At 43.0% G+C, this 20,616-nt stretch carries 22 protein-coding genes and 1 riboswitch; of the genes, 16 read left to right on the forward strand and 6 right to left on the reverse strand.

Annotated features, from left to right (window positions below; all coding sequences use genetic code 11):
- Genes hisG through DFP80_RS15205 form a run of 3 tightly spaced genes read left to right on the forward strand, consistent with a single transcriptional unit; the run spans position 1 to position 2,513 of the window.
- Positions 1-645 carry an ATP phosphoribosyltransferase gene (gene hisG / locus DFP80_RS15195; RefSeq protein WP_113917662.1) on the forward strand — a complete coding sequence of 215 codons (645 nt, stop codon included), beginning with the start codon at positions 1-3 and terminating at the stop codon, positions 643-645.
- Positions 646-1,956: a histidinol dehydrogenase gene (gene hisD, locus DFP80_RS15200; RefSeq protein WP_113917663.1), complete on the forward strand. Its 1,311-nt coding sequence runs from the start codon at positions 646-648 to the stop codon at positions 1,954-1,956.
- Complete coding sequence (locus DFP80_RS15205; RefSeq protein WP_113917664.1) at positions 1,956-2,513, forward strand: SRPBCC family protein; 558 nt, start codon at positions 1,956-1,958, stop codon at positions 2,511-2,513. The genes hisD and DFP80_RS15205 overlap by 1 nt, the downstream gene beginning before the upstream one ends.
- Before the next feature lies 1 nt (position 2,514).
- Here the strand turns inward: DFP80_RS15205 and DFP80_RS15210 are convergent, their stop codons facing one another.
- On the reverse strand, positions 2,515-3,567 hold the full coding sequence (locus DFP80_RS15210; RefSeq protein WP_113917665.1) for a S1C family serine protease: 1,053 nt from the start codon (positions 3,565-3,567) through the stop codon (positions 2,515-2,517).
- 18 nt (positions 3,568-3,585) lie between these two features.
- On the opposite strand from DFP80_RS15210, the gene DFP80_RS15215 reads away from it, so the two are divergent.
- Positions 3,586-4,347 (forward strand): Nif3-like dinuclear metal center hexameric protein, encoded by a 762-nt coding sequence (locus DFP80_RS15215; RefSeq protein ID WP_113917666.1) that lies wholly within the window; start codon positions 3,586-3,588, stop codon positions 4,345-4,347.
- An 89-nt stretch (positions 4,348-4,436) separates the two neighbouring features.
- Here DFP80_RS15215 and DFP80_RS15220 read toward each other — a convergent pair whose 3' ends face one another.
- Complete coding sequence (locus DFP80_RS15220) at positions 4,437-4,892, reverse strand: Z-ring associated ZapG family protein (protein ID WP_113917667.1); 456 nt, start codon at positions 4,890-4,892, stop codon at positions 4,437-4,439.
- Between the two features lie 127 nt (positions 4,893-5,019).
- On the opposite strand from DFP80_RS15220, the gene zapE reads away from it, so the two are divergent.
- The 5 genes from zapE (at position 5,020) to DFP80_RS15245 (ending at position 8,607) form a co-directional block, all read left to right on the forward strand.
- On the forward strand, positions 5,020-6,120 hold the full coding sequence (zapE, locus tag DFP80_RS15225) for a cell division protein ZapE (RefSeq protein WP_113917668.1): 1,101 nt from the start codon (positions 5,020-5,022) through the stop codon (positions 6,118-6,120).
- Positions 6,121-6,271: 151 nt separating this feature from the next.
- Positions 6,272-6,700, forward strand: coding sequence for a 50S ribosomal protein L13 (gene rplM, locus DFP80_RS15230; RefSeq protein WP_113917669.1), 429 nt, complete (start codon positions 6,272-6,274; stop codon positions 6,698-6,700).
- 14 nt (positions 6,701-6,714) lie between these two features.
- Positions 6,715-7,107 (forward strand): 30S ribosomal protein S9, encoded by a 393-nt coding sequence (rpsI, locus tag DFP80_RS15235; protein WP_036159384.1) that lies wholly within the window; start codon positions 6,715-6,717, stop codon positions 7,105-7,107.
- 400 nt (positions 7,108-7,507) lie between these two features.
- The gene (locus DFP80_RS15240) at positions 7,508-8,140 is read left to right on the forward strand and encodes a glutathione S-transferase N-terminal domain-containing protein (protein ID WP_113917670.1); all 633 of its coding nucleotides are present in this window, start codon (positions 7,508-7,510) and stop codon (positions 8,138-8,140) included.
- Between the two features lie 89 nt (positions 8,141-8,229).
- Entirely contained in the window at positions 8,230-8,607 is a 378-nt protein-coding gene (locus DFP80_RS15245) for a ClpXP protease specificity-enhancing factor (RefSeq protein ID WP_113917671.1), read from the forward strand.
- Between the two features lie 102 nt (positions 8,608-8,709).
- On the opposite strand, the gene DFP80_RS15250 is transcribed toward DFP80_RS15245, so the two are convergent.
- The 3 genes from DFP80_RS15250 to DFP80_RS15260 are packed head-to-tail and all read right to left on the reverse strand — an operon-like array spanning position 8,710 to position 11,415.
- Positions 8,710-9,303, reverse strand: a complete 594-nt coding sequence (locus DFP80_RS15250; RefSeq protein ID WP_113917672.1) for an SIS domain-containing protein — start codon at positions 9,301-9,303, stop codon at positions 8,710-8,712.
- A 5-nt stretch (positions 9,304-9,308) separates the two neighbouring features.
- Complete coding sequence (locus DFP80_RS15255; RefSeq protein ID WP_113917673.1) at positions 9,309-9,692, reverse strand: YraN family protein; 384 nt, start codon at positions 9,690-9,692, stop codon at positions 9,309-9,311.
- Complete coding sequence (locus DFP80_RS15260; protein WP_241560293.1) at positions 9,643-11,415, reverse strand: penicillin-binding protein activator; 1,773 nt, start codon at positions 11,413-11,415, stop codon at positions 9,643-9,645. Before DFP80_RS15260 ends, DFP80_RS15255 begins: the two co-directional genes overlap by 50 nt.
- Before the next feature lie 113 nt (positions 11,416-11,528).
- On the opposite strand from DFP80_RS15260, the gene rsmI reads away from it, so the two are divergent.
- The 7 genes from rsmI to DFP80_RS15295 all read left to right on the forward strand — a co-directional run bounded on the left by rsmI (position 11,529) and on the right by DFP80_RS15295 (position 19,132).
- Positions 11,529-12,389 (forward strand): 16S rRNA (cytidine(1402)-2'-O)-methyltransferase, encoded by an 861-nt coding sequence (gene rsmI, locus DFP80_RS15265; protein ID WP_175020625.1) that lies wholly within the window; start codon positions 11,529-11,531, stop codon positions 12,387-12,389.
- A 77-nt stretch (positions 12,390-12,466) separates the two neighbouring features.
- Positions 12,467-12,571, forward strand: a riboswitch (TPP riboswitch).
- A 177-nt stretch (positions 12,572-12,748) separates the two neighbouring features.
- The gene (gene thiC, locus DFP80_RS15270; protein WP_113917676.1) at positions 12,749-14,779 is read left to right on the forward strand and encodes a phosphomethylpyrimidine synthase ThiC; all 2,031 of its coding nucleotides are present in this window, start codon (positions 12,749-12,751) and stop codon (positions 14,777-14,779) included.
- Positions 14,780-14,794: 15 nt separating this feature from the next.
- Complete coding sequence (gene thiE, locus DFP80_RS15275; protein ID WP_113917677.1) at positions 14,795-16,300, forward strand: thiamine phosphate synthase; 1,506 nt, start codon at positions 14,795-14,797, stop codon at positions 16,298-16,300.
- Positions 16,297-16,494: a sulfur carrier protein ThiS gene (thiS, locus tag DFP80_RS15280; RefSeq protein WP_113917678.1), complete on the forward strand. Its 198-nt coding sequence runs from the start codon at positions 16,297-16,299 to the stop codon at positions 16,492-16,494. The genes thiE and thiS overlap by 4 nt, the downstream gene beginning before the upstream one ends.
- Before the next feature lies 1 nt (position 16,495).
- The gene (locus DFP80_RS15285) at positions 16,496-17,272 is read left to right on the forward strand and encodes a thiazole synthase (protein ID WP_113917679.1); all 777 of its coding nucleotides are present in this window, start codon (positions 16,496-16,498) and stop codon (positions 17,270-17,272) included.
- Complete coding sequence (gene thiH / locus DFP80_RS15290; RefSeq protein WP_113917680.1) at positions 17,269-18,441, forward strand: 2-iminoacetate synthase ThiH; 1,173 nt, start codon at positions 17,269-17,271, stop codon at positions 18,439-18,441. The genes DFP80_RS15285 and thiH overlap by 4 nt, the downstream gene beginning before the upstream one ends.
- Positions 18,442-18,649: 208 nt before the next feature.
- Positions 18,650-19,132 carry a hypothetical protein gene (locus DFP80_RS15295; protein WP_113917681.1) on the forward strand — a complete coding sequence of 161 codons (483 nt, stop codon included), beginning with the start codon at positions 18,650-18,652 and terminating at the stop codon, positions 19,130-19,132.
- A 125-nt stretch (positions 19,133-19,257) separates the two neighbouring features.
- Here the strand turns inward: DFP80_RS15295 and aroA are convergent, their stop codons facing one another.
- The gene (gene aroA, locus DFP80_RS15300; protein ID WP_113917682.1) at positions 19,258-20,535 is read right to left on the reverse strand and encodes a 3-phosphoshikimate 1-carboxyvinyltransferase; all 1,278 of its coding nucleotides are present in this window, start codon (positions 20,533-20,535) and stop codon (positions 19,258-19,260) included.
- Positions 20,536-20,616: the final 81 nt, after the last annotated feature.

Below are 20,616 nucleotides of genomic sequence, written 5' to 3' on the forward strand. Positions count from 1 at the left end.
ATGAATAAAACATTAACGATTGCATTGTCGAAAGGGCGCATCCTTGGTGAAACTTTGCCACTTTTAGAAAAAGCAAATATTGTTCCAGTTGAAGATATTAGCAAAAGTCGAAAGTTAATATTCGATACTAATCATGAGCATATTAAGTTGGTTATTTTACGTGCGACTGATGTGCCAACTTATGTTGATCATGGTGTGGCAGACTTTGGTGTTGCGGGTAAAGATGTCTTAATGGAGGCGTCAACAAAAAACCTTTATGAGCTGCTTGACCTTAAAATTGCAAAATGCCGTTTGATGACGGCTGGTGTTGTTGGTCAGCCTTTGCCAAATAGGCGCTTGAAGGTTGCTTCGAAGTTTATTAAAACGGCAAAAGCGTATTTTGCTGAACAAGGTGTGCAGGCGGATGTGGTTAAACTTTATGGCGCGATGGAATTGGCGCCTATTATGGGGTTGGCCGATTTAATTGTAGATATTGTTGATACAGGTAATACGCTAAAGGCGAATGGCCTTGAAGCTCGTGAATTGATTGCGCCAATTAGTACGCGTTTGGTGGTAAATAAAGCGGCTTATAAAACTAAGTACTCTGAAATTGAGCCTATCTTAGAAATGATAAGACGAGCAGTTGAAGATAATGAGGGCAAATAATTGAACCTGAATATTAGAGAGTTTTCTTCTAACTCTGATGGTTTCCGCGCTGAGTTAGAGTCTTTGCTTGCATGGGATTCTGTGTCTGATGCAGGTGTACAAAAGGCCGTTGCAGACATTGTTGAGCAAGTGCGTCTTAAAGGAAATGATGCGGTTATTGAGTTCACTAATCGCTTTGACCGTCGCCGAGTCGCTTCTTCTGCTGAGTTAGAAATTTCGCGTGAGGAGTTGGCTTTAGCGAAAGATCGAGTTAGTGCTGAATTGGTTACTAGCTTGGAAGCGGCTGCAAAACGTGTCCATGATTATCATGAGCGCCAAAAGCAACCCTCTTGGCAATATCAAGAAAATGACGGCACTGTGCTTGGTCAAAAAGTTACGCCTTTGGACCGTGTTGGTGTGTATGTGCCAGGTGGTAAGGCGGCTTACCCTTCATCGGTATTGATGAATGTAATGCCGGCAAAAGTCGCGGGTGTTGGTGAAATTATTATGGTTGTTCCAACGCCAGATGGTTTGGTTAGCGATATCGTTTTAGCCGCCGCTTATATTGCTGGTGTTGATCGAGTGTTTACTATCGGTGGCGCGCAGGCCGTTGCGGCTTTAGCTTATGGCACAGAAACTATTCCTAAGGTCGATAAGATTGTTGGTCCAGGTAATATTTACGTGGCTACTGCTAAGAAGATGGTGTTCGGTGTTGTTGGTATCGACATGATTGCTGGTCCTTCTGAAATTCTAGTTGTGTGCGATGGAAAGACGGACCCCGATTGGATTGCTATGGATTTATTCTCCCAAGCCGAACATGATGAAGATGCACAATCTATTTTGATTTCTCCTGATTTGGATTTTATCAAAGATGTGAAGGCCTCTATGGAGCGTTTGATCGAATCGCAAACCCGTAAAGAAATTATTAAGGCGTCTTTGGAAGGTCGTGGTGCTTTTATTCATGTTGAAAATATGGATGAAGCGATGGATATTGCAAATATCGTTGCTGCAGAGCACCTTGAATTGTCGATTGATGAGCCTGAAAAGTGGGTGGAAAAGATCCGTCATGCTGGTGCTATCTTTATGGGTCGTCATACGCCGGAAGCATTGGGTGATTATTGTGCAGGACCAAACCATGTTTTACCAACGTCAGGTACTGCAAGGTTTTCATCGCCTTTAGGGGTTTACGATTTTCAAAAGCGTAGTTCGTTAATTTACTGTTCGCCTGAGGGGGCAAGTGAGTTAGCAAAAATTGCGTCGCCTTTAGCTCGAGGTGAGTCTTTAGAAGCGCATGCAATGTCGGCTGAATATCGAATTCTGAAGGATTCTTGATGGCGAGTCATTCATCGCACCCAGCGGCTCTTTATAAGTTGCGAAAAGTAACGCGTATTTCTGCGGTAGTTATTTTGTTTTTGGTGGTGGTTGGCTTTTTTATGCCTGCTGATTATCGAGTGGAGCGTAGTGTGGTTATTAACGCTCCTCGCGATAGTATTTATCAGGATATGCTACAAGGTGATCAATTGCCAAAATGGATGTTTATTCAGGGGGGGAGGGTTGCCTTATCTGAAGGTGTTTTGGGTAAAGGTGATTCTGTTGCTTTGCTCTATGATAAAACAGCTGAACAAGGTGTATTATCGGTGATTGAATCGTCTGAGGCTGTAGTGCGTTTTGATGTGCGACCTAAGCCAAAAGTTAACTTGGTTCATAACCAAATTGAATTGCAGGGCCTTGATGGCGGTACCTTGGTGAAGTGGACGATTAAGGGTAACCTTAGTGCTGGATTATTAAGCCCTTACCTTGCTATGTTTGCAAATAATATTGCAGGTAGTAATTTTGAGCGTAGTCTGCAGAAGCTAAAAGAGCAAATTGAGCTCCAGCATAGTCGTTAATCTAATGGCTTATTCGCTGCATTGTGGGTTGTCTTTCTAGCATGATACTTGTTTGATAGGATTGCTGCCCACGAATTCCTACTAGTGAAATGTGAGTTCCTGGCTTTAATGACGCTATGAGGTGTCTTATTTGGAACGGATCTTCGCTAGGAGTGTCGTTAATTTCTAGTATAATATCTCCTACTTCAATTCCTGCTTTTTCTGCTGGGCTTTCTTTCGTTATGTCGCTTACTAGTAGGCCGTGATTTGTAGGTAAGAGTAGGTTTTCTGCCAGAGATTGTGTGATTTTTTGAGCGTCCATTCCTAGGTATCCCCTTACAACTTCACCGTGTTTTATGATATCACTCATGACATCGAGGGCATCATCAATTGGTGTGGCAAACCCGATTCCTTGTGAGCCGCCTGTGCTCGAGTATATGGCTGAGCTGATGCCTATAAGTTCGCCTCTCAGGTTCACTAAGGCGCCTCCTGAATTCCCTGGATTTATGGCGGCGTCTGTCTGTAGGAAGTTTTCATAAGTATTAAGTCCTATGCTGTTACGGCCTTTGGCGCTAATGATGCCAGCCGTTACCGTTTGTCCTATTCCAAACGGATTGCCTATCGCAAGAATTTTATCTCCAACAGACACCTTGGCGCTATTGCCCATTTGAATGTTGGGGAGATTGGATAACTCTATTTTCAAAACGGCTAGATCTGTGGATGGGTCTGAGCCGATCAGTTTTGCTTCAATACGTCTATCATCATGTAGGGCGATAACGATGCTTTGTGCATTTTGAATGACGTGGTGATTGGTGAGGATGAAACCATCTTTCGTTGCGATAACTCCAGAGCCTAAATTAATGCTGTGTTTTGCCTTGCCTGAATCGTTAAAGCCCTTTTGTTGTATGACCTGGGTGTAAATGTTAACAACAGAAGGTGTGGCTTTTTTCACTGGTGTGGCATAGCTTGAATCGGAAATCTTTTGTTTCTCCTGAATAAGTAGGACGGTAAGGCCTATACAAGCGCCAGCTAGAATAGAGATAATGATGGGTATCCAATAGTTTTTTTGATTCATAAGGTATAAGGAGTTGTTTTGCTACGCAGTGAATTTGAGTTATTGCTTAATAAGACATTGAGTCCAAGTCGATTCAAGGATTATGCGCCCAATGGTTTACAGGTGGAAGGAAAAAAAGAGATTAGCCGCATTGTGACGGGGGTAACGGCTAGTCAGGCGTTAATTGATGCTGCAATCGATTATAAAGCGGACGCTATTTTCGTTCATCATGGTTATTTTTGGAAAAATGAAGATCCTCGAGTTGTTGGTATGAAGTATCGACGTATTGCTGCTTTGATTAAAAATGATATTAATTTATACGGTTACCACTTGCCGTTGGACGCGCATCCGACTCTAGGTAATAATGCGGGATTGGCGGATGCCTTGGGGCTTTTAAATCGCTCTGGATTGCAGGCTGGTGTTCCTATTGAGGAGTCTGTCGGTGTTGTGGGGGAATTGAGTGAATCTGTATCCTCTGAAGTGTTTCAAAAAATGGTTGAGACCGCTGTAGATCGTAATGTACTGTTTGAGTGTGTTAATGATCGACCTATTAAGCGTGTAGCATTATGTACTGGTGGTGCGCAGGGTTATATAGATCAGGCTGTGGCAGTTGGTGCAGATGTGTTTATCACTGGCGAGGTCTCTGAGCAGACAATTCATATTGCTCGTGAAATGGGCGTTCACTTCATTGCGGCAGGGCATCATGCTACTGAACGTTTCGGGGCGAGATCTATGGCGGAATATTTGGTGAATGAGTGTGGTCTGGATGCATTATTTATCGATGTTGATAATCCTGCATAATTCAGGTGCTTGCATGATCAACAAAAAAACGGGCTTTTAAAAAGCCCGTTTTTTGTTGATGTATTTCATTATTGACTAGTGCGTTATTATTAAATGGTGCGCTTAGGTTCAATATCAGCATTTTTATCGTCAAAGCCAAATGTTTCGCTAAGCATGCCTGGCTCTTTATCTTTTTTCAGGGCGTAGTCTCTTGGTGGCTCGAACGTTGTTGTTTCAGCAGGATCTGAGGTGTTAGCCGTGGTCCCGCTTCTTTCGATTTTAATGTTGCTTAATTGACTTGCATTATCGGCCAGTGCGTTTCTTAGATCGGCTAAACGCTTTTCGGCAGATACTAAATGTTCGTTGCTGTCAGTGAAGAAGTTGTCAATAATCACTTGTTTGTTATCAAGCTCTTGTTGTAGTGATTTCATTGTGATGATGTTAGAGCTGGTGCCGACTTTTTTACTATTGTTCTTTGCGCTGTAGCTTTTAAGAGCAAGTGTGGCGACACAGCCAATAATAATGCCAGTAATAAAGATAATAATGTTGAATTCTTCCAAGTTCATGACTTTCTCCAAAAAACAGATAACACATTATAGCGAAACACCTCCAACGATAACAGCTTGATAGGTGTTGTTTAAGGTGCAATTTGTTAGAATGTGTAGAATTTACTAATTTAACGAAAGAGCGGCGATGACACCTATTACACGTTATAAGCAAGATTTGACTAGGGCTGATTTTAATTATGATCCAGCGCAGGAAGAGGCCGTTGAGGCGCTTCAAGATTTATTTGACCGTTTGGTTGCCAGTCAAGCCGATAAACCAGCAAGTGGTCTTTTGGGGCGTTTTCTAAAAAAGAAAGTGCCGACCGTTGAGCAAGGGTTGTATTTTTGGGGGGGAGTTGGCCGAGGTAAAACTTATCTAATGGATACCTTTTTTGACTGTTTGCCGACAGATAAAAAAATGCGCCTCCATTTTCATCGCTTTATGCAAATGGTGCACCAAGAGCTTCGTAAGTTGCATGATGTTAAAAACCCGCTAGAGATTGTTGGAAAGCAAATTTCGTCTAAAGCGCAAGTGTTGTGTTTTGATGAATTTTTTGTGACTGATATTACGGATGCTATGATCTTGGCTGGGCTGCTTGAGGTGTTGTTTGAAAACGGTACCACTCTAGTGGCTACTTCTAATATAGAGCCAGATGGTTTATATAAGAATGGTTTGCAGCGTGCTCGTTTCTTGCCTGCGATTGATCTTGTGAATAAGTACACCAAGGTGATGAATGTAGATGGTGGTGTAGATTATCGCTTGCGGACGTTGAAACAAGCTAAGCTTTATCATTTCCCGTTAAGTGAAGAGGCGGATGAGGCTTTAAATGAGCGTTTCATGAGTTTGATTTCTGATGCTTCTCATATCGTTGAGGGTGGCGCGGCAGAAATTGAGGGTCGAGAGATTCCTTTGATACGAAGCTGTGAAGGGCTTGCTTGGTTTGATATAAAGGCGCTGTGTGACGGTCCGAGAAGTCAGGTTGACTACATTGAATTGGCTCGACTTTATAGCACGGTAATTGTTTCTAATTTACCGCAAATGGATGCGTCACGTGATGACTTAGCGAGACGTTTTATTAATTTGGTGGATGAGTTTTATGATCGCCATGTTAAGGTTATTTTCTCTGCTGAAGTCGCTATTCCAGATATCTACACAGGCACTCGATTGGCTTTTGAATACGACCGTACGGTGAGCCGATTATTAGAAATGCAATCAGAAGAATATTTATCCTTAGAGCACCGTCCTTAGGGGATTTCGACTTTCATATTTTATTGTGTTGGTATATACTGCGCTCGCCTTTTTAAAGGTAAGTGTACGTTGATCGAAAGCTTTGCTTTCGGCCAACCAATAATAATAGGTATAGCGTGTCATTGAACACGCATATTGATAGGGTTTTTTCATGAAAACTTTTACAGCTAAACCTGCTGAAGTGCGCCGCGACTGGTTCGTGGTTGATGCTGAAGGCAAAACTCTAGGTCGCTTGGCTACTGAAATTGCTCGCCGTCTTCGCGGTAAGCATAAAGCGGAATATACTCCTCATGTTGACACTGGTGATTACATCGTTGTTATCAATGCAGAGAAAGTTCACGTAACAGGTAACAAAGCAGCTGCTAAACAATACTACCGCCATACTGGTTACCCAGGCGGCTTGCGTTCTATGAATTTCGAGAAGTTGATTGATCACGCTCCAGAGCGCGTTCTTGAAATCGCCGTAAAAGGTATGTTGCCAAAAGGTCCTTTGGGCCGTGCAATGCACAAGAAAATGAAAGTGTACGCTGGTACTGAGCATCCACATGCTGCTCAACAGCCTCAAGCCCTTAACATTTAATACGGAAGATCATTATGTCAGCTACTCAATACTACGGTACAGGTCGTCGTAAAACGTCTACCGCTCGTGTGTTCCTTAAAGCGGGTTCTGGTAACCTAGTTATCAATAACCGTACTCTTTCTCAGTACTTTGGTCGTGAAACGGCTCAGATGGTTGTTCGTCAGCCTCTTGAACTTGTTGATGCTACTGAAAAATTTGACGTTTACATCACTGTTAAAGGTGGTGGTATCTCAGGTCAAGCTGGTGCGATCCGTCACGGTATCACACGTGCTTTGATGCAATATGATGAGACTCTACGTCGTACTTTACGTTCTGCAGGATTCGTTACTCGCGACTCTCGTGAAGTTGAACGTAAGAAAGTTGGTCTACGCAAAGCACGTCGTCGTCCTCAGTTCTCTAAGCGTTAATTTTCGCTTTGGAATTATTATTAAAACGCTTGGTGTTTTCGCCAAGCGTTTTTTTTGCTTGAAATAAAGCAGGGTTATGGAATTCTTACAACAAAATGATTTTTCTGAGAAAAATTATTTGAAAATGGTGTTAGAATAACCGAGCTTTGAAATTCATGGTTTAAAGCTGAGAGTTTAATTTGCTGCGTGTTGTTGGGTATCTAGGTTTGAGATTTTTCTCTACATAAAGTATCGAGCGATAAGTTAACGCCTTGTTTGATAGAAGGTGCGTGAGTAAATATGCCATGAACGATTTTCTGTGTTGGTGATATCGTGTAATATTTTTATTACTTCGTCGCCATAATATAGTTTGTCCCCTCCTTTGAAGGGGATGTAGATGTTTTCAATATAGGGGTTAGACATGGGTGTTATTGCAAAGCGCTCCTCAATGACGTTCTTCTCTGATGGAGAAGATCATTACAGCCATCGAGTTCGTATTGTATTGGCTGAGAAAGCCGTCACAGTGGACATCATAGATGTAGACCCGTTTAACAAGCCAGACGAGTTGGCGGATGTTAATCCATACAATGAATTACCAGCTTTAGTTGATCGTGATTTGGTTCTTTATGAGCCAAATGTCATGATGGAATATTTGGATGAACGTTTTCCGCATCCACCATTGTTGCCTGTATATCCTGTTGCTCGTGCTGAAAGCCGTTTGTATATGTACCGCATTCAGCGTGACTGGGCGAAACTAGTTGACTTGATTCTTACTAGTAAGGATAAAGAGGCGGTTGCCAAAGCGCAAAAAGAATTGCGTGAAGGTTTGTTGAATGTTGCTCCGATTTTCGAAGAAAAGCCTTATTTCATGAGCGATGAATTCACGATCGTAGACTGTTGTTTGGCTCCAATCTTGTGGCGTTTGCCTGTGTTAGGTGTAGAGATACCTAAAGATCAAGCAAGAGCACTATACAAATATATGGATCTGGTTTTTGCTCGTGAGTCTTTCCAAGAGAGTCTTTCTGAGGCTGAGCAAGAGATGCGTTTAGACTAACTTGAGGTTTTTCCTCGGTTTGGTTAAATAGTGAAAGAGGAGCTTATGGCTCCTTTTTTTTACAGAATATTTATCGGGTAGGAGAGAAAATGTTACCGAAAAGATCTTATTTATTAAATGCGGCGTATTCTTGGGTTGCTGATAATGATATGACGCCTTATTTGTTGGTTGATGCGGAGCAGAAAGATGTCGTGGTGCCTACCGAATTCGTTAAAGATGGTCAGATAGTTTTGAATGTTGGTATGACTGCTGTGCGTCACTTGATCATGGACAAAGAGGCTGTCTCGTTTGAGGCGCGTTTCAGTGGGAAGCCTATGCAGGTTTATGTTCCAATGCGTGCCGCTCTTGCATTATATGCAAAAGAGAATGGTGATGGTTTTGTTTTTCCTGATGAGGAATTTCTTGATGAGCCTACTCCAACACCACCTGAGCCTAAAAAAGGTTTCCAGCTAAAAGTTGTAAAATAAAGGCTGGTTTGAGTCTTGCTGTTCTTTTTGTTAACGATAAAAGGAGTCGCTTTAGAAAGCCTCCTTTTATCGTTAACAAATAGTGTTTTTTATTGGGTCAAATTAGTCTTCATAGCCAAATAGTTGGCGCTCAATTAAATCTACTAGTATATGAATGACGCTAAGCTGGCATTCGTGAACTCTGGCTGTACCAAGTAAGTTAATCTTTATCTCAGTATCGTCTTGAGAGGTCAGTGAGGAGACATTTTTAGCTTCTGGGCTGGTGAGCGCAACTATGCTCATTTTCCGCTCATGGGCTGCCTGGATGGCTTGTATTATTGGTGATGTGTTTCCTCTGTTGGCAATAACAAACAATATGTCACCTTGATTACCAAGAGCCGTAATTTGCTTTGAAAAAACATCGTGATAGCTATCGTTATGAGTAATGGCGAGTAGCGTTGAGCCTTCACCACTCAAGTTGATCGCCGGTAGGCCGGGGCGTTCTCTGTCCATTCTGTCTAACATTAATGTGCTGAAATACTGAGACAGGTGAGAGCCTGTGCTATTGCCTATGCAAATAACTTTCCCGCCAGAAGCAATGCTTGAAAAAATTACTTTTGCAGCATGCTCAATGTAAGGAGGTAAACTTTCCAGAGCTTGTTGTTGCGCTTCAAAACTCTGGGCAAATTGTGTGTAGATTGCTTCTTGAAAATCCATAGTGGTTAAAATACTGCTTTAAGCCAAGTTAAATGTTGAGAGTCTATTTTTTTATCAAATAGTATCGCATCGAAGCGACTTGCACTGTTTACTTTATTATTCTTTTGTAGCCATAAAGCAGCACTGTTGCGTACTTTTTTAAGCTTTGATTGCCCTAGGCTTTCTGCGGCACTGCCATGGGCACTGTTTGCTCGGAAGCGAACCTCTATAAAAACATAGGTGTTCTTATCTAAAAAAATTAAATCAATTTCCCCGATACGGCAGAAGTAATTTCTTTCTATAAATTGAAGGCCTTGCTTTAGTAGAAAAGCTTCAGCTGCTTGCTCTGCTTTCTCGCCGTTATTTTTCGGCTTTTTCCTTTTGTTCAAAAAACTGATGACTGTTTGCATATACCAAATTTCCTTTTCGGTAAGTCATGATCTCAGGTCGTTTATGAAATATACCATTCTCATCCATGGTGATAATGCCAGTATTCGCTGATATTTTGGTGCTTGGTAGTAAGGTAAATAGCAAATATTTGTTTGCCAATAGATATGAGTCGGCCCCAAGGGCTTGTAGTCTGCGTAAAATGTTTGAGCTCTGATTTTTAGGTAATACATCAAGTGATGTATTCTTTGGGGTAAGAGCTGGCGCTTCAGTGAAAAGTATACGCTCAATATCTTCTGGTTTTGTCGATCTTTCAGGCGCGCTATCATTCAGTGTACTGCTGGCTAACATAGGTATTTTATCAGCGAAATAAAAATCTAAAAGCGGTCTGATTTGTTTGGCATCATTAAGCTTGCCTATGTAATAAACATAATCCAAATCCTCGCGAGACCGTGCAATACTATCTACGTTTGTTCTAATCCATTTTTCTATGGATCTTTTACGGGCATAGCTTTCATTAACCAATAATAGTTTCTGTATGGCGTCTTGTCTGCCTTTCGGAGTGTTTGCGTAAGATTGATTGGATGTAATAGTTACATTTTCTTTTGTTGCTTCGGCACGGAATTCATCACTTTGCTTTAAAGCCCAAGTGTCTTGAGTGCTTAAAATAGCGGCTTTGGTTGCGCCTTGCTGTTTGGCGAAGGCTATTAGTTCGTGTATTTCATCCTCAGCATTTAAAGAAAAATGATAGAGGTTTTTAGGGTGCAGATTGATATCAAGTTGATTAAGCGCAATAACTGGATAAGGCAGTTCTAGGCGGCTTATTTGAGCAACGTTGCTTTTTTGTAGAGGGCCAATAATCACATCAGGCTGCAGTTTATTAGCAGCAGTCAGTGCATCATTGATGGTCTCATAATCATCTACGTTGACCACATGGATTTCTGGTCTGGCTTCTTGTTGCTTATAGAAGGAGGCAAAGAAGCCGTCCACAATAGCCTGAGATGCACGTTCTAACTTGCCACTCATTGGTAACATCAAGATGATTTTCTTTGGCGCCATTTGTTCAACGGAAGCCATCATTTCGAAATCTTGTGGTGGTGACAGTGCGGCAGGGTGATTGGGATTCTTATTCTGCCAATTTTTGAACATTTTAAGCTGTTGGTCGATAGATAGTGTTTGGTTTCTTAATATGCTGCTTATTGTTAACCAACCATTGAGTAATGGCTTTTGCTGCTGAAACAATTCGTCGATTTCATTTTGTGTTAAGTTTTGGATGGCTAGCCACAGTTTTGCTTGATTCTCTTCACCTTCGTTAAGGGGGAGGTTGTAGGTTAAGTCCATGCGAAGATCGACGACTTCTAGCCAGCTACCAAAATGTTCAAGGATAGATGCTTTTGTTTCTTTAAGTTTATTTTGATTGTCTGGATGGCGCGAAGCGATGAGCTGGTTTGCTTGCTCTAGATAGCTTTTAGAGTCCATCGAATTGTCTAAGTAAGATGCCGACAAGGCTGCTAATAAATAGGCTTCAAATTGAATGGAAGAAGGTGTTGTTAAAAGCTTGTCTTCAAGAATATCTATGGTTTGTTGAAACTCGCCTTGTTGGTATAGGTTTTTTGCAGAGAGGTATGCATCAGCGAGTGCCTTAGAAACATCGGTTGTTTTCTTCGGGTGATAGATACTTGGTGGTAGGGTTCTTTCTTGTGAGCTGCTGGTGTTTGCTTGGGCTCTGTTTTGTGGCTGTTCCATATTTAAATTCATGGAATTACAGGCGCTTAGCAGAAAAGAACAAAGAGTTAATGATATGATGCGGTAATTAATTAGGCTCATAAGCTTATAAAATGACAAATAAAAGAGGCAACATGGTACCACATAGTTCTGATGATGCGAGAGGGTCGCTGTACATAGTTGCTACTCCAATTGGCAATCTAGATGATTTCAGCAAAAGAGCTGAGCAAACTTTACGTGATGTTGATTATATCGCGGCGGAAGACACTCGACATACCCGCCGCTTACTCAATCATTTTGCGATTGAAGCGAAACTGTTTTCTATTCATGATCACAATGAAAAAGACAAAGCAGACTACGTTGCGAGCTTATTAGAAGAGGGTAAAAGTGTCGCCTTAGTCTCTGATGCTGGAACACCATTGATCTCTGATCCGGGCTATCATGTCGTACATGCATTGCGTGAAAAAGGACATAAAGTAGTGCCCATTCCAGGTGCCTGTGCCTTGGTTGCGGCTTTGTGTGCTTCTGGCTTACCAACAGATCAATTCTTTTTTGCTGGTTTTGTGCCTGCTAAATCGAAAGGGCGTTGTGATTTATTTGAGTCCTGGAAGAAGCAAGTTGGCACTGTGGTTTTTTACGAATCCACACATCGTGTTTATGATTCGATTGCAGATGTGCAAAAAGTTTATGGTGATGATGCGCAACTGGTTTTGGCCCGTGAAGTGACAAAAACCTTTGAGACATTTTTGTCTGGAACTGCCTCAGAAATTCTTGCCAAGTTCGACGCAGATACGAACCAGTTACGTGGCGAATTTGTCGTTATGCTGAGTTTTACGCAAGAAAGTGGTAATGAAGCAGAGCTAGAGGCAAGACGTATTTTGACGATTTTGTTGGAAGATCTACCTGTTAAGCAAGCGGCGGCTATGGCGGCTAAACTGACGGGTGAGAAGAAGAATTATCTCTACAAAATGGCATTAGAAATGCAGGGTGAATAAATTTTTGCTTTTTGCTTTTGGTAAACATCCATAAAAAATATGGGTGTTTACATTCCGATAAGACTGGGTATACTCAGCGCTACTTGTCGGAGTGCCATTTGGCTGAGATCGCATAATTAAGTGCGGGATCCGCAGAACCTGATCGGGCTAATACCCGCGTAGGAAACAAGAAAGTCTTCATTTTCTTTTCTGCATCGAATGAACGTCTGATTTTTATGGAATCGATGCAGCATATTATATAAGCATCCTTTCTAATAAAATTCAGTGTTCATGTTTTGCAATCAACGCCAGTAGTGCGTTGATTGCAAAACAGCACCCCAGACAAGCAATTCTCCATTTTAATAATAAGGGAAGTGCTCATGTCGACTATCAGTGAATCCAATCAACCAGTAAAAAAACCAAACAAACAATCCCGTGAAGAGTCCCGTCAGGCGGCGAAGTCTTTTATTGAGTCATTACAAGCCAAACCCTTCCCAGCGTCCGAGCGTATATATTTAACTGGTTCAGACGATTCTATTCGCGTTCCTATGCGCAAGATTAACCTAACTGATACACCAATCGGTTCTGATCCTGATAAGCTGACGTTTGAACCAAATGAAGCTATTTACGTTTACGATTGTTCTGGGCCTTATGCTGACCCGCAAGAGAATATCGATGTTTACCGTGGTTTAGCCCCAATGCGCGGGCTTTGGATTGAAAAGCGGAATGACACCGAGGTTTTGCCAAGTGTGTCATCTGAGTTTGCTCAATCTCGATTAGAAAATGCTGCATTGGATGATCTGCGATTTAAAGAATTGCCTAAAGTGCGTAAAGCTCGTCAAGGTAAATGTGTGACACAAATGCATTACGCTCGCCAAGGTATTATTACGCCAGAGATGGAATACATCGCCTTACGTGAAAATCAAAACTTCGATGCTATCAAAAGCGAGTTGTTATTGAAGCAGCACCCAGGTCAAAGCTTTGGTGCAAACTTGCAAGCTCGTATTACGCCAGAATTTGTCCGTGATGAAGTGGCTAGAGGTCGTGCCATTATCCCTAACAATATCAATCACCCAGAATCCGAGCCAATGATTATTGGGCGTAACTTTTTGGTGAAAGTAAATGCCAATATCGGTAATTCGGCCATGACGTCTTCTATTGAAGAAGAGGTGGAGAAATTGGTTTGGTCAACCCGCTGGGGTGCGGATACGGTAATGGATTTGTCGACGGGCAAAAATATTCACGAAACCCGTGAATGGATTTTGCGAAACTCACCTGTGCCAATTGGCACCGTACCTATTTACCAAGCGTTAGAAAAAGTTAATGGTGTGGCGGAAAATCTTAACTGGGAAGTGTTTCGTGACACTTTGATTGAGCAGGCCGAGCAAGGTGTTGACTACTTTACCATCCATGCGGGTGTATTGCTGCGCTATGTGCCAATGACAGCAAAACGTCTAACAGGTATTGTGTCTCGTGGCGGTTCCATTATGGCGAAATGGTGTTTGGCACATCACAAAGAAAGTTTCTTGTACGAACGTTTCCGTGAGATTTGTGAGCTATGTGCGGAATACGATGTAGCTTTATCCTTGGGAGATGGGTTGCGCCCCGGTTCTATCATGGATGCCAATGACGAAGCACAAATGTCGGAGCTTCGTACTTTGGGTGAACTGACTAAAATCGCTTGGGAATATGATGTGCAAGTAATGATTGAAGGTCCTGGTCATGTGCCAATGCAGTTGATCGAAGAAAATATGACCGAACAGTTGAAGCATTGCCATGAAGCGCCGTTCTACACCTTGGGGCCATTAACGCAAGACATAGCACCAGGCTACGATCATATTACATCTGGCATTGGCGCAGCACAAATTGGCTGGTATGGCTGCGCCATGCTGTGTTACGTGACACCAAAAGAGCATCTTGGCTTGCCTAATAAAGAAGATGTTAAAGAAGGCTTAATTACTTATAAAATCGCCGCTCATGCGGCGGATTTGGCGAAAGGTCATCCAGGTGCACAAATCCGCGACAATGCGCTATCTAAAGCGCGTTTCGAGTTTCGTTGGGAAGATCAGTTTAACCTGTCCTTAGACCCCGAAACCGCTCGTTCTTATCATGATGAAACGCTTCCCCAAGCTTCGGGTAAAGTAGCCCATTTTTGCTCGATGTGTGGGCCTAAATTCTGCTCAATGAAGATCACTCAAGAAGTTCGTGACTATGCGAAGGGCTTAGAGGAAGCACAGGCCATAGATATGAGTGCTTTAGAGTCGAGTATAGATGGTGTGAGCGAGGCTGAAAGTGGTATGCAAAAAATGTCTGACCAATTTCGTGAGCTAGGCAGTGATGTCTACTTAACCACTGATAAGTTGACGACAGACACATTGGTGTCTGACAAATCAAAAGCAAAATCACTGTAGGTGAGAGGAGGGTTTATGTCTATAAAACCTCCTGTTGTCTGGTGCGTGAGTGGGTCGGATTCCTCCGCTTACGCTGGACTTCAAGCGGATTTTCGTACGGGGCAAGACTTAGGTTGCCACGTGCAAAGCATCGTTACCTGCACTACTACACAAAACGCCAAGGCGTCAGGTTCTGTTGAACCAGTTTCTCTGGCAATGTTTGATAAGCAATGGCAATCCATGCTCGACGATGGTTCGCCAGATGCAATTAAAGTGAGCTTACTGCCTTCGCTTGAGATTGTTAAAGCGTGCTCGAATTGGCTGAAACTTATAAAAACATTTATACCGAAGATACCGGTGATATTTGATCCTGTTATGGCCGTCAAAAGGGATTCAGAGAATCAATTGCAAGAATCAACTAATGCAGGTGCCAGCTTGCTGGAGTATATCTTGCCGTACGTGGATGTGATTACCCCTAATTTGAAAGAGTTCTCTGCATTGACCGGGTTACCTGGTGAGCTTCCTGTTGAGGAATTACAGTCAAAAATGACGGTGTTCTTTGATGCTTCAGAGAGTTGTTGGTTACTTAAAGGGGGCTGTTGCAATCATTCGGATGGGGTGACGGACTGGTTGATAGAGCGTCACTCTCTCATTGGTTTCACTAATAGCAGGCTTGCTGCTTTTAATACGCGAGATGCAGAGGGGGACTTTTCTACTGCGTTGGCGAGCTTTATCGCTCATGGTTATGAGCTGATGGATGCCATAACCATGGCAAAGGCTTATATAGCGGGGGCTTTAAGTGGTGTGGATGTTCGCCCATTAGAGAGCCCTGGTTGGCCGCTGAAAATAGAAAGTCTGCCGACTATTGTTTCGCCATATAAACCTACACTGTCGATGAGTCAGCCTTTTGCCAAGATGGATCTCGATAAAATGGGCTTATATCCAGTAGTCGATTCGGTCGCATGGCTAGAGCTGGTGCTTCAGCAAGGCGTGAAAATCGCCCAGCTGAGAATTAAAAATCCTGCAGATGTGAATTTGGAAAGTAAGATCCAGCAAGCTATTGCTTTGGGAAGAAAATACGCAGCCCAAGTCTTTATCAACGACTACTGGCAGCAGGCTATTGCCTTTGGTGCCTATGGTGTTCATCTTGGTCAAGAGGATTTAGAAGTCGCTGATCTAGTGAAAATTCAAGCGGCGGGATTGCGGTTAGGTATCAGTACGCATGGCTACTATGAAATTGCTCGCGCCCAATCCATTCAGCCAAGTTACATTGCTCTGGGACATATTTTTCCAACGCAAACCAAAGATATGCCATCTCAGCCGCAAGGTTTAACTCGGCTGAATTACTATGCCGCCTTGCTAAAGAGCGTGTATCCGACCGTGGCGATTGGAGGTATCAATGCGGAGCGTTTACCCGCTGTAGCGAAAACGGGTGTTGATAGTGTTGCTTTGGTGACAGCCATTACCCAAGCTGATGAGCCTAAGGCGGCGACGCAATCACTTATTACCTTGTTTGAACAAAGTACTAGAGGTGAACAATGAATATTGTGTTGAATGATATGTCTTATGAGTTTTCTGGGGGAACTCTTCAAGATCTACTGGCTCATTTAGATAAGAATGAACAAGGCATCGCCATTGCGATCAATCAGCAAGTAGTACCAAAAAGCTTATGGAGAACTACGGAATTGAATGAGCAAAGTCAGGTGTTTATTTTTGAATCCATTGCTGGAGGCTAATATGTCGTCTTTATTTATTGCAGGACACGAATTTCACTCTCGATTATTTACTGGCACGGGAAAATACGCCAGTGCGGATGCCATGATGGATTCTTTAATTGCCAGTGAAAGTGAGTTGGTGACGTTATCATTGCGTCGCATGGATTTAAAAAATCAGACCGATAACATTCTTCAGCCTTTGCAACAACAAGGTATTAAATTGTTGCCTAACACGTCTGGCGCTCGCACAGCGAAGGAGGCTGTGTTTGCTGCTGAGCTTGCCAGAGAAGCATTGCAAACCAATTGGGTTAAGTTAGAAATTCATCCTGATCCGCGTTACTTAATGCCCGATGGAATGGAAACCTTGTTGGCGGCTGAAGACTTGATAAAAAAAGGGTTTGTGGTGATGCCTTATGTTCATGCTGATCCTGTATTGTGTAAGCGATTGGAAGAGGTCGGCTGTCAGTGTGTTATGCCGCTTGGTTCGCCTATTGGTTCAAATATGGGGTTGGCGAGCCGCCCGTTCTTGGAAATTATTATTGAACAAAGCACGATTCCTGTGATTGTTGATGCTGGCATTGGCGCGCCGTCTGATGCGTCATTAGCAATGGAGATTGGCGCTGATGCGGTATTAGTAAACACTGCGATGGCCGTGGCGAAAGAACCTGCGAAAATGAGCAAAGCTTTTCGCCTCGCCGTAGAGGCAGGGCGAATGGCTTATGAATCTGGTTTGGGTGAACGACGAGTTCAAGCGCATGCGACCAGCCCATTGACAGATTTTCTTGGAGCCTTGTCATGATAGCTGGTGGTAACAATAGAATTAGGTTGTTAGAGCAAAGCCCAGCAATAGAAGGACAGTTTAGCCATTTTGTTGAAAATACCGATTGGCAAGTTGTGACGCAATCTCACCAAGAAAAAACTGAGCAAGATGTACTGCGAGCCTTGAGTAAAAATAAGCTCGACGTGGACGATTTTGCCGCATTGATTTCTCCAGTGGCGGAGCCTTATTTGCTTGAGATGGTGACGAAAAGTGAAAAGCTGACCCAGCAGCGCTTTGGTAATACCTTGAGTTTATTTGCGCCTTTATACTTATCAAACACGTGCGCTAACGAGTGTACTTATTGTGGCTTTTCAATGAGTAATGCTATTAAACGACTGACTTTGAACGAATCTCAGGTGGAAAAAGAAATTACAGCCATTAAAACAAAAGGCTTTGATCATATCCTTTTGGTAACAGGAGAAACGAATAAAGTATCCATGCCGTATTTTGAACGTATGATTCCGTTGATCAAGCCGCATTTTAGTCAACTTTCTATGGAAGTTCAGCCATTAGCGGCAGATGAATATAAGCAGCTACAGACTATGGGATTAGATGGCGTGCTGGTTTATCAAGAAACTTATCAACGTAAAACCTACCTTGAGCATCATTTACGAGGCAACAAATCCAACTTCAATTATCGTCTTGATGCACCGGATAGAATTGGACAAGCGGGTATTCATAAAATTGGCTTGGGTGTGTTACTTGGTTTGGAAGATTGGCGCACAGATTCTGTGATGATGGCGCACCATCTACGGCATTTGCAAAAGCGCTACTGGCGCAGCCGTTTTAGTGTGGCGTTTCCTCGTATTCGTCCCTGTGCCGGTGGGATAGTACCAAAATCAGTGATTTCAGATCGACAGCTTGTTCAGCTTATTGCTGCATGGCGTTTATTTGATTGGGATTTAGAGATGAGCTTATCAACTCGTGAATCGCCTGAGTTCCGTCATCATGCTGTGCGCATGGGGTTCACTACCATGAGTGCGGAATCTAAAACGCAACCAGGTGGTTATGCGGATGACTCTCAGGATGCTCTTGAGCAATTTGAGATCAGTGATGAACGACCAGTTGCTGAAATCATGGCGATGATTCGTCAGCAGGGGCGCGAGGTGGTCTGGAAAGATTGGGATCCAGCGCTCTCTCACGTTTAAATGTGGCAGATCGTAAAGCCATTCATTCGCACTTATAAGAATATGTTCAGGTTTGCTTGCTTATTAGAGAAAAGTGGCGAATGCGCACTTTCCCTTACACTCTCATGACAAGTTGTGCATCTCGATTCACTCTCTTTGGCACTGTTTGACAGATAAATCGACATAATGGATTTCATTCAAACAGGAAACAGAGCGTAAGGAGCTAACTATGTTTAATCGTAAAAAAGCAGGAATGATGGGTGCAATTGGTTTAAGTGCCGCGATTATTACTGGCGTAGCCGTCAGTGCATTTGCAGAAACCAAAGCGCCTCAGGGTGATATGCCCAAAGGTGAAGCGGTACAAAGCGCTCCAATCAATACTGCGCCAAGTCACGAACAACTGGCGAGTCGTATTGCCCAACAGCTAGGCTTGGACGAAAAAACACAGTCGAAAGTGTCTGATCTTTTTGAAAAAGATGGTAAAGCGATTCGTAAAATTCAAGAGCAACTACATAGCACTCAAGTCGAATTAAGTAGCTTGTCCCCAAGCTCAAAAAGTTACATGGATAAAGTCGATGATCTTGCTGAGGAAAGCGGCGAGCTTACAGAAGACTTAACGATTGCTTATGCAAAAAATCGTGCAGGTTTGTATGAATTGCTAACTCCGCAACAGATCGAAAAGCTTGAAACACCGGCACAGCCGCAGTCTTAAACTTTATTGATACATTTCCCTTTGTATTGAGAGCCTTGCCCCAGCAGTGAAATGCTGGGGCTTTTTTTGACCCAAAAAAGCCAAACCTTCGTATAAAGGGATCTGGCCACTTTTAGTTGAAAAACTTAGCTCGTGACTGTGTTAAATAACTCAAAATATGTCGGGAAAGTTTTTGATGTGCAGCCCGGATCGTTGATAGTCACTGGCGTATCTGAAAAGGCAACCAACGAGAAGCACATAGCGATGCGGTGGTCGTTATAAGTATCGATGGCGGCATGCTGTAGTTTCTCTACTGGCGTGACTGTGATGAAGTCTTCGCCTTCAATCACGTCTGCTCCGAGTTTTTTAAGCTCAGTCGCCATTGCATACAAACGGTCAGTCTCTTTTACGCGCCAGTTGTAGATGTTGCGAATGGTCGTTGGGCCTTTAGCGAATAGAGCTGTCGTTGCTATGGTCATGGCTGCATCTGGTATGTGGTTCATGTCCATGTCTATACCGTTTAGTTCGTTGTGCTCCGCTTCGATCCAAGTTGGGCCATAAGTGATTTTTGCGCCCATTTGCGCCAATGCATCGGCAAATTTAACATCACCTTGTACGCTATCAGTACCAACACCATGTACTTTAATTTTGCCGCCAGCAATTGCTGCAGCGGCAAGAAAGTAAGAGGCCGAAGAGGCATCGCCTTCTACCATGATTTCACCAGGGCTTTGGTAAGTCTGTTGACCTTTCACAACAAACGCTTGGTAATTTTGATTCTCCACTTCGACACCAAATTGCTTCATAGCATGTAACGTGATGTCGATGTATGGTTTAGAGACTAGCTCTCCATCAACTTTGATGATGAGGTCGTCTTTTGCTAATGGCGCGCTCATTAAAATCGCTGTAAGGAATTGACTTGAGATATTGCCTTTAATGGATACTTCGCCACCAGATAAGCCATTTGCTTTAATGTGTAAAGGCGGGTAGTTTGCTTCGCCTTCGTAAGTGATGTCGACACCAAGCGTTTGCAATGCATCCACAAGGTCGCCAATTGGTCGTTCGTGCATGCGAGGCTCACCGTGTAGATGAAACTCCCCCTTGCCTAGACAGAGTGCTGCCGTTAATGGGCGCATTGCTGTCCCAGCGTTGCCTAGAAATAGGTCACCGAAATCCGCTTCAATTGGTCCAGCAAGACCCTCTAGAATACAAGTAGTGCCATTATCTTCTAGAGAATAGTTAACACCTAACTTTGTTAGGCTTTCCAACATATGGCGAATGTCATCACTGTCTAGTAGGTTAGTGATTCGAGTGGTGCCTTTGGCGAGAGTTGCTAATAGTAAAATACGGTTTGAAAGGCTTTTGGAGCCTGGGATTTGGATCTCTCCATTGGCTGCGGAAAGAGGGCCTAGCGTAATTGAATTCATTATTAAGTCCATCACAGTGGTGTATGTTTGTTGTTTGGCTCTTATGTTTCGTTGAGTATTGCTGCGTGTACATTCTAAGTG

Source organism: Marinomonas rhizomae, from assembly GCF_003315485.1.
Classification (GTDB): domain Bacteria; phylum Pseudomonadota; class Gammaproteobacteria; order Pseudomonadales; family Marinomonadaceae; genus Marinomonas; species Marinomonas rhizomae.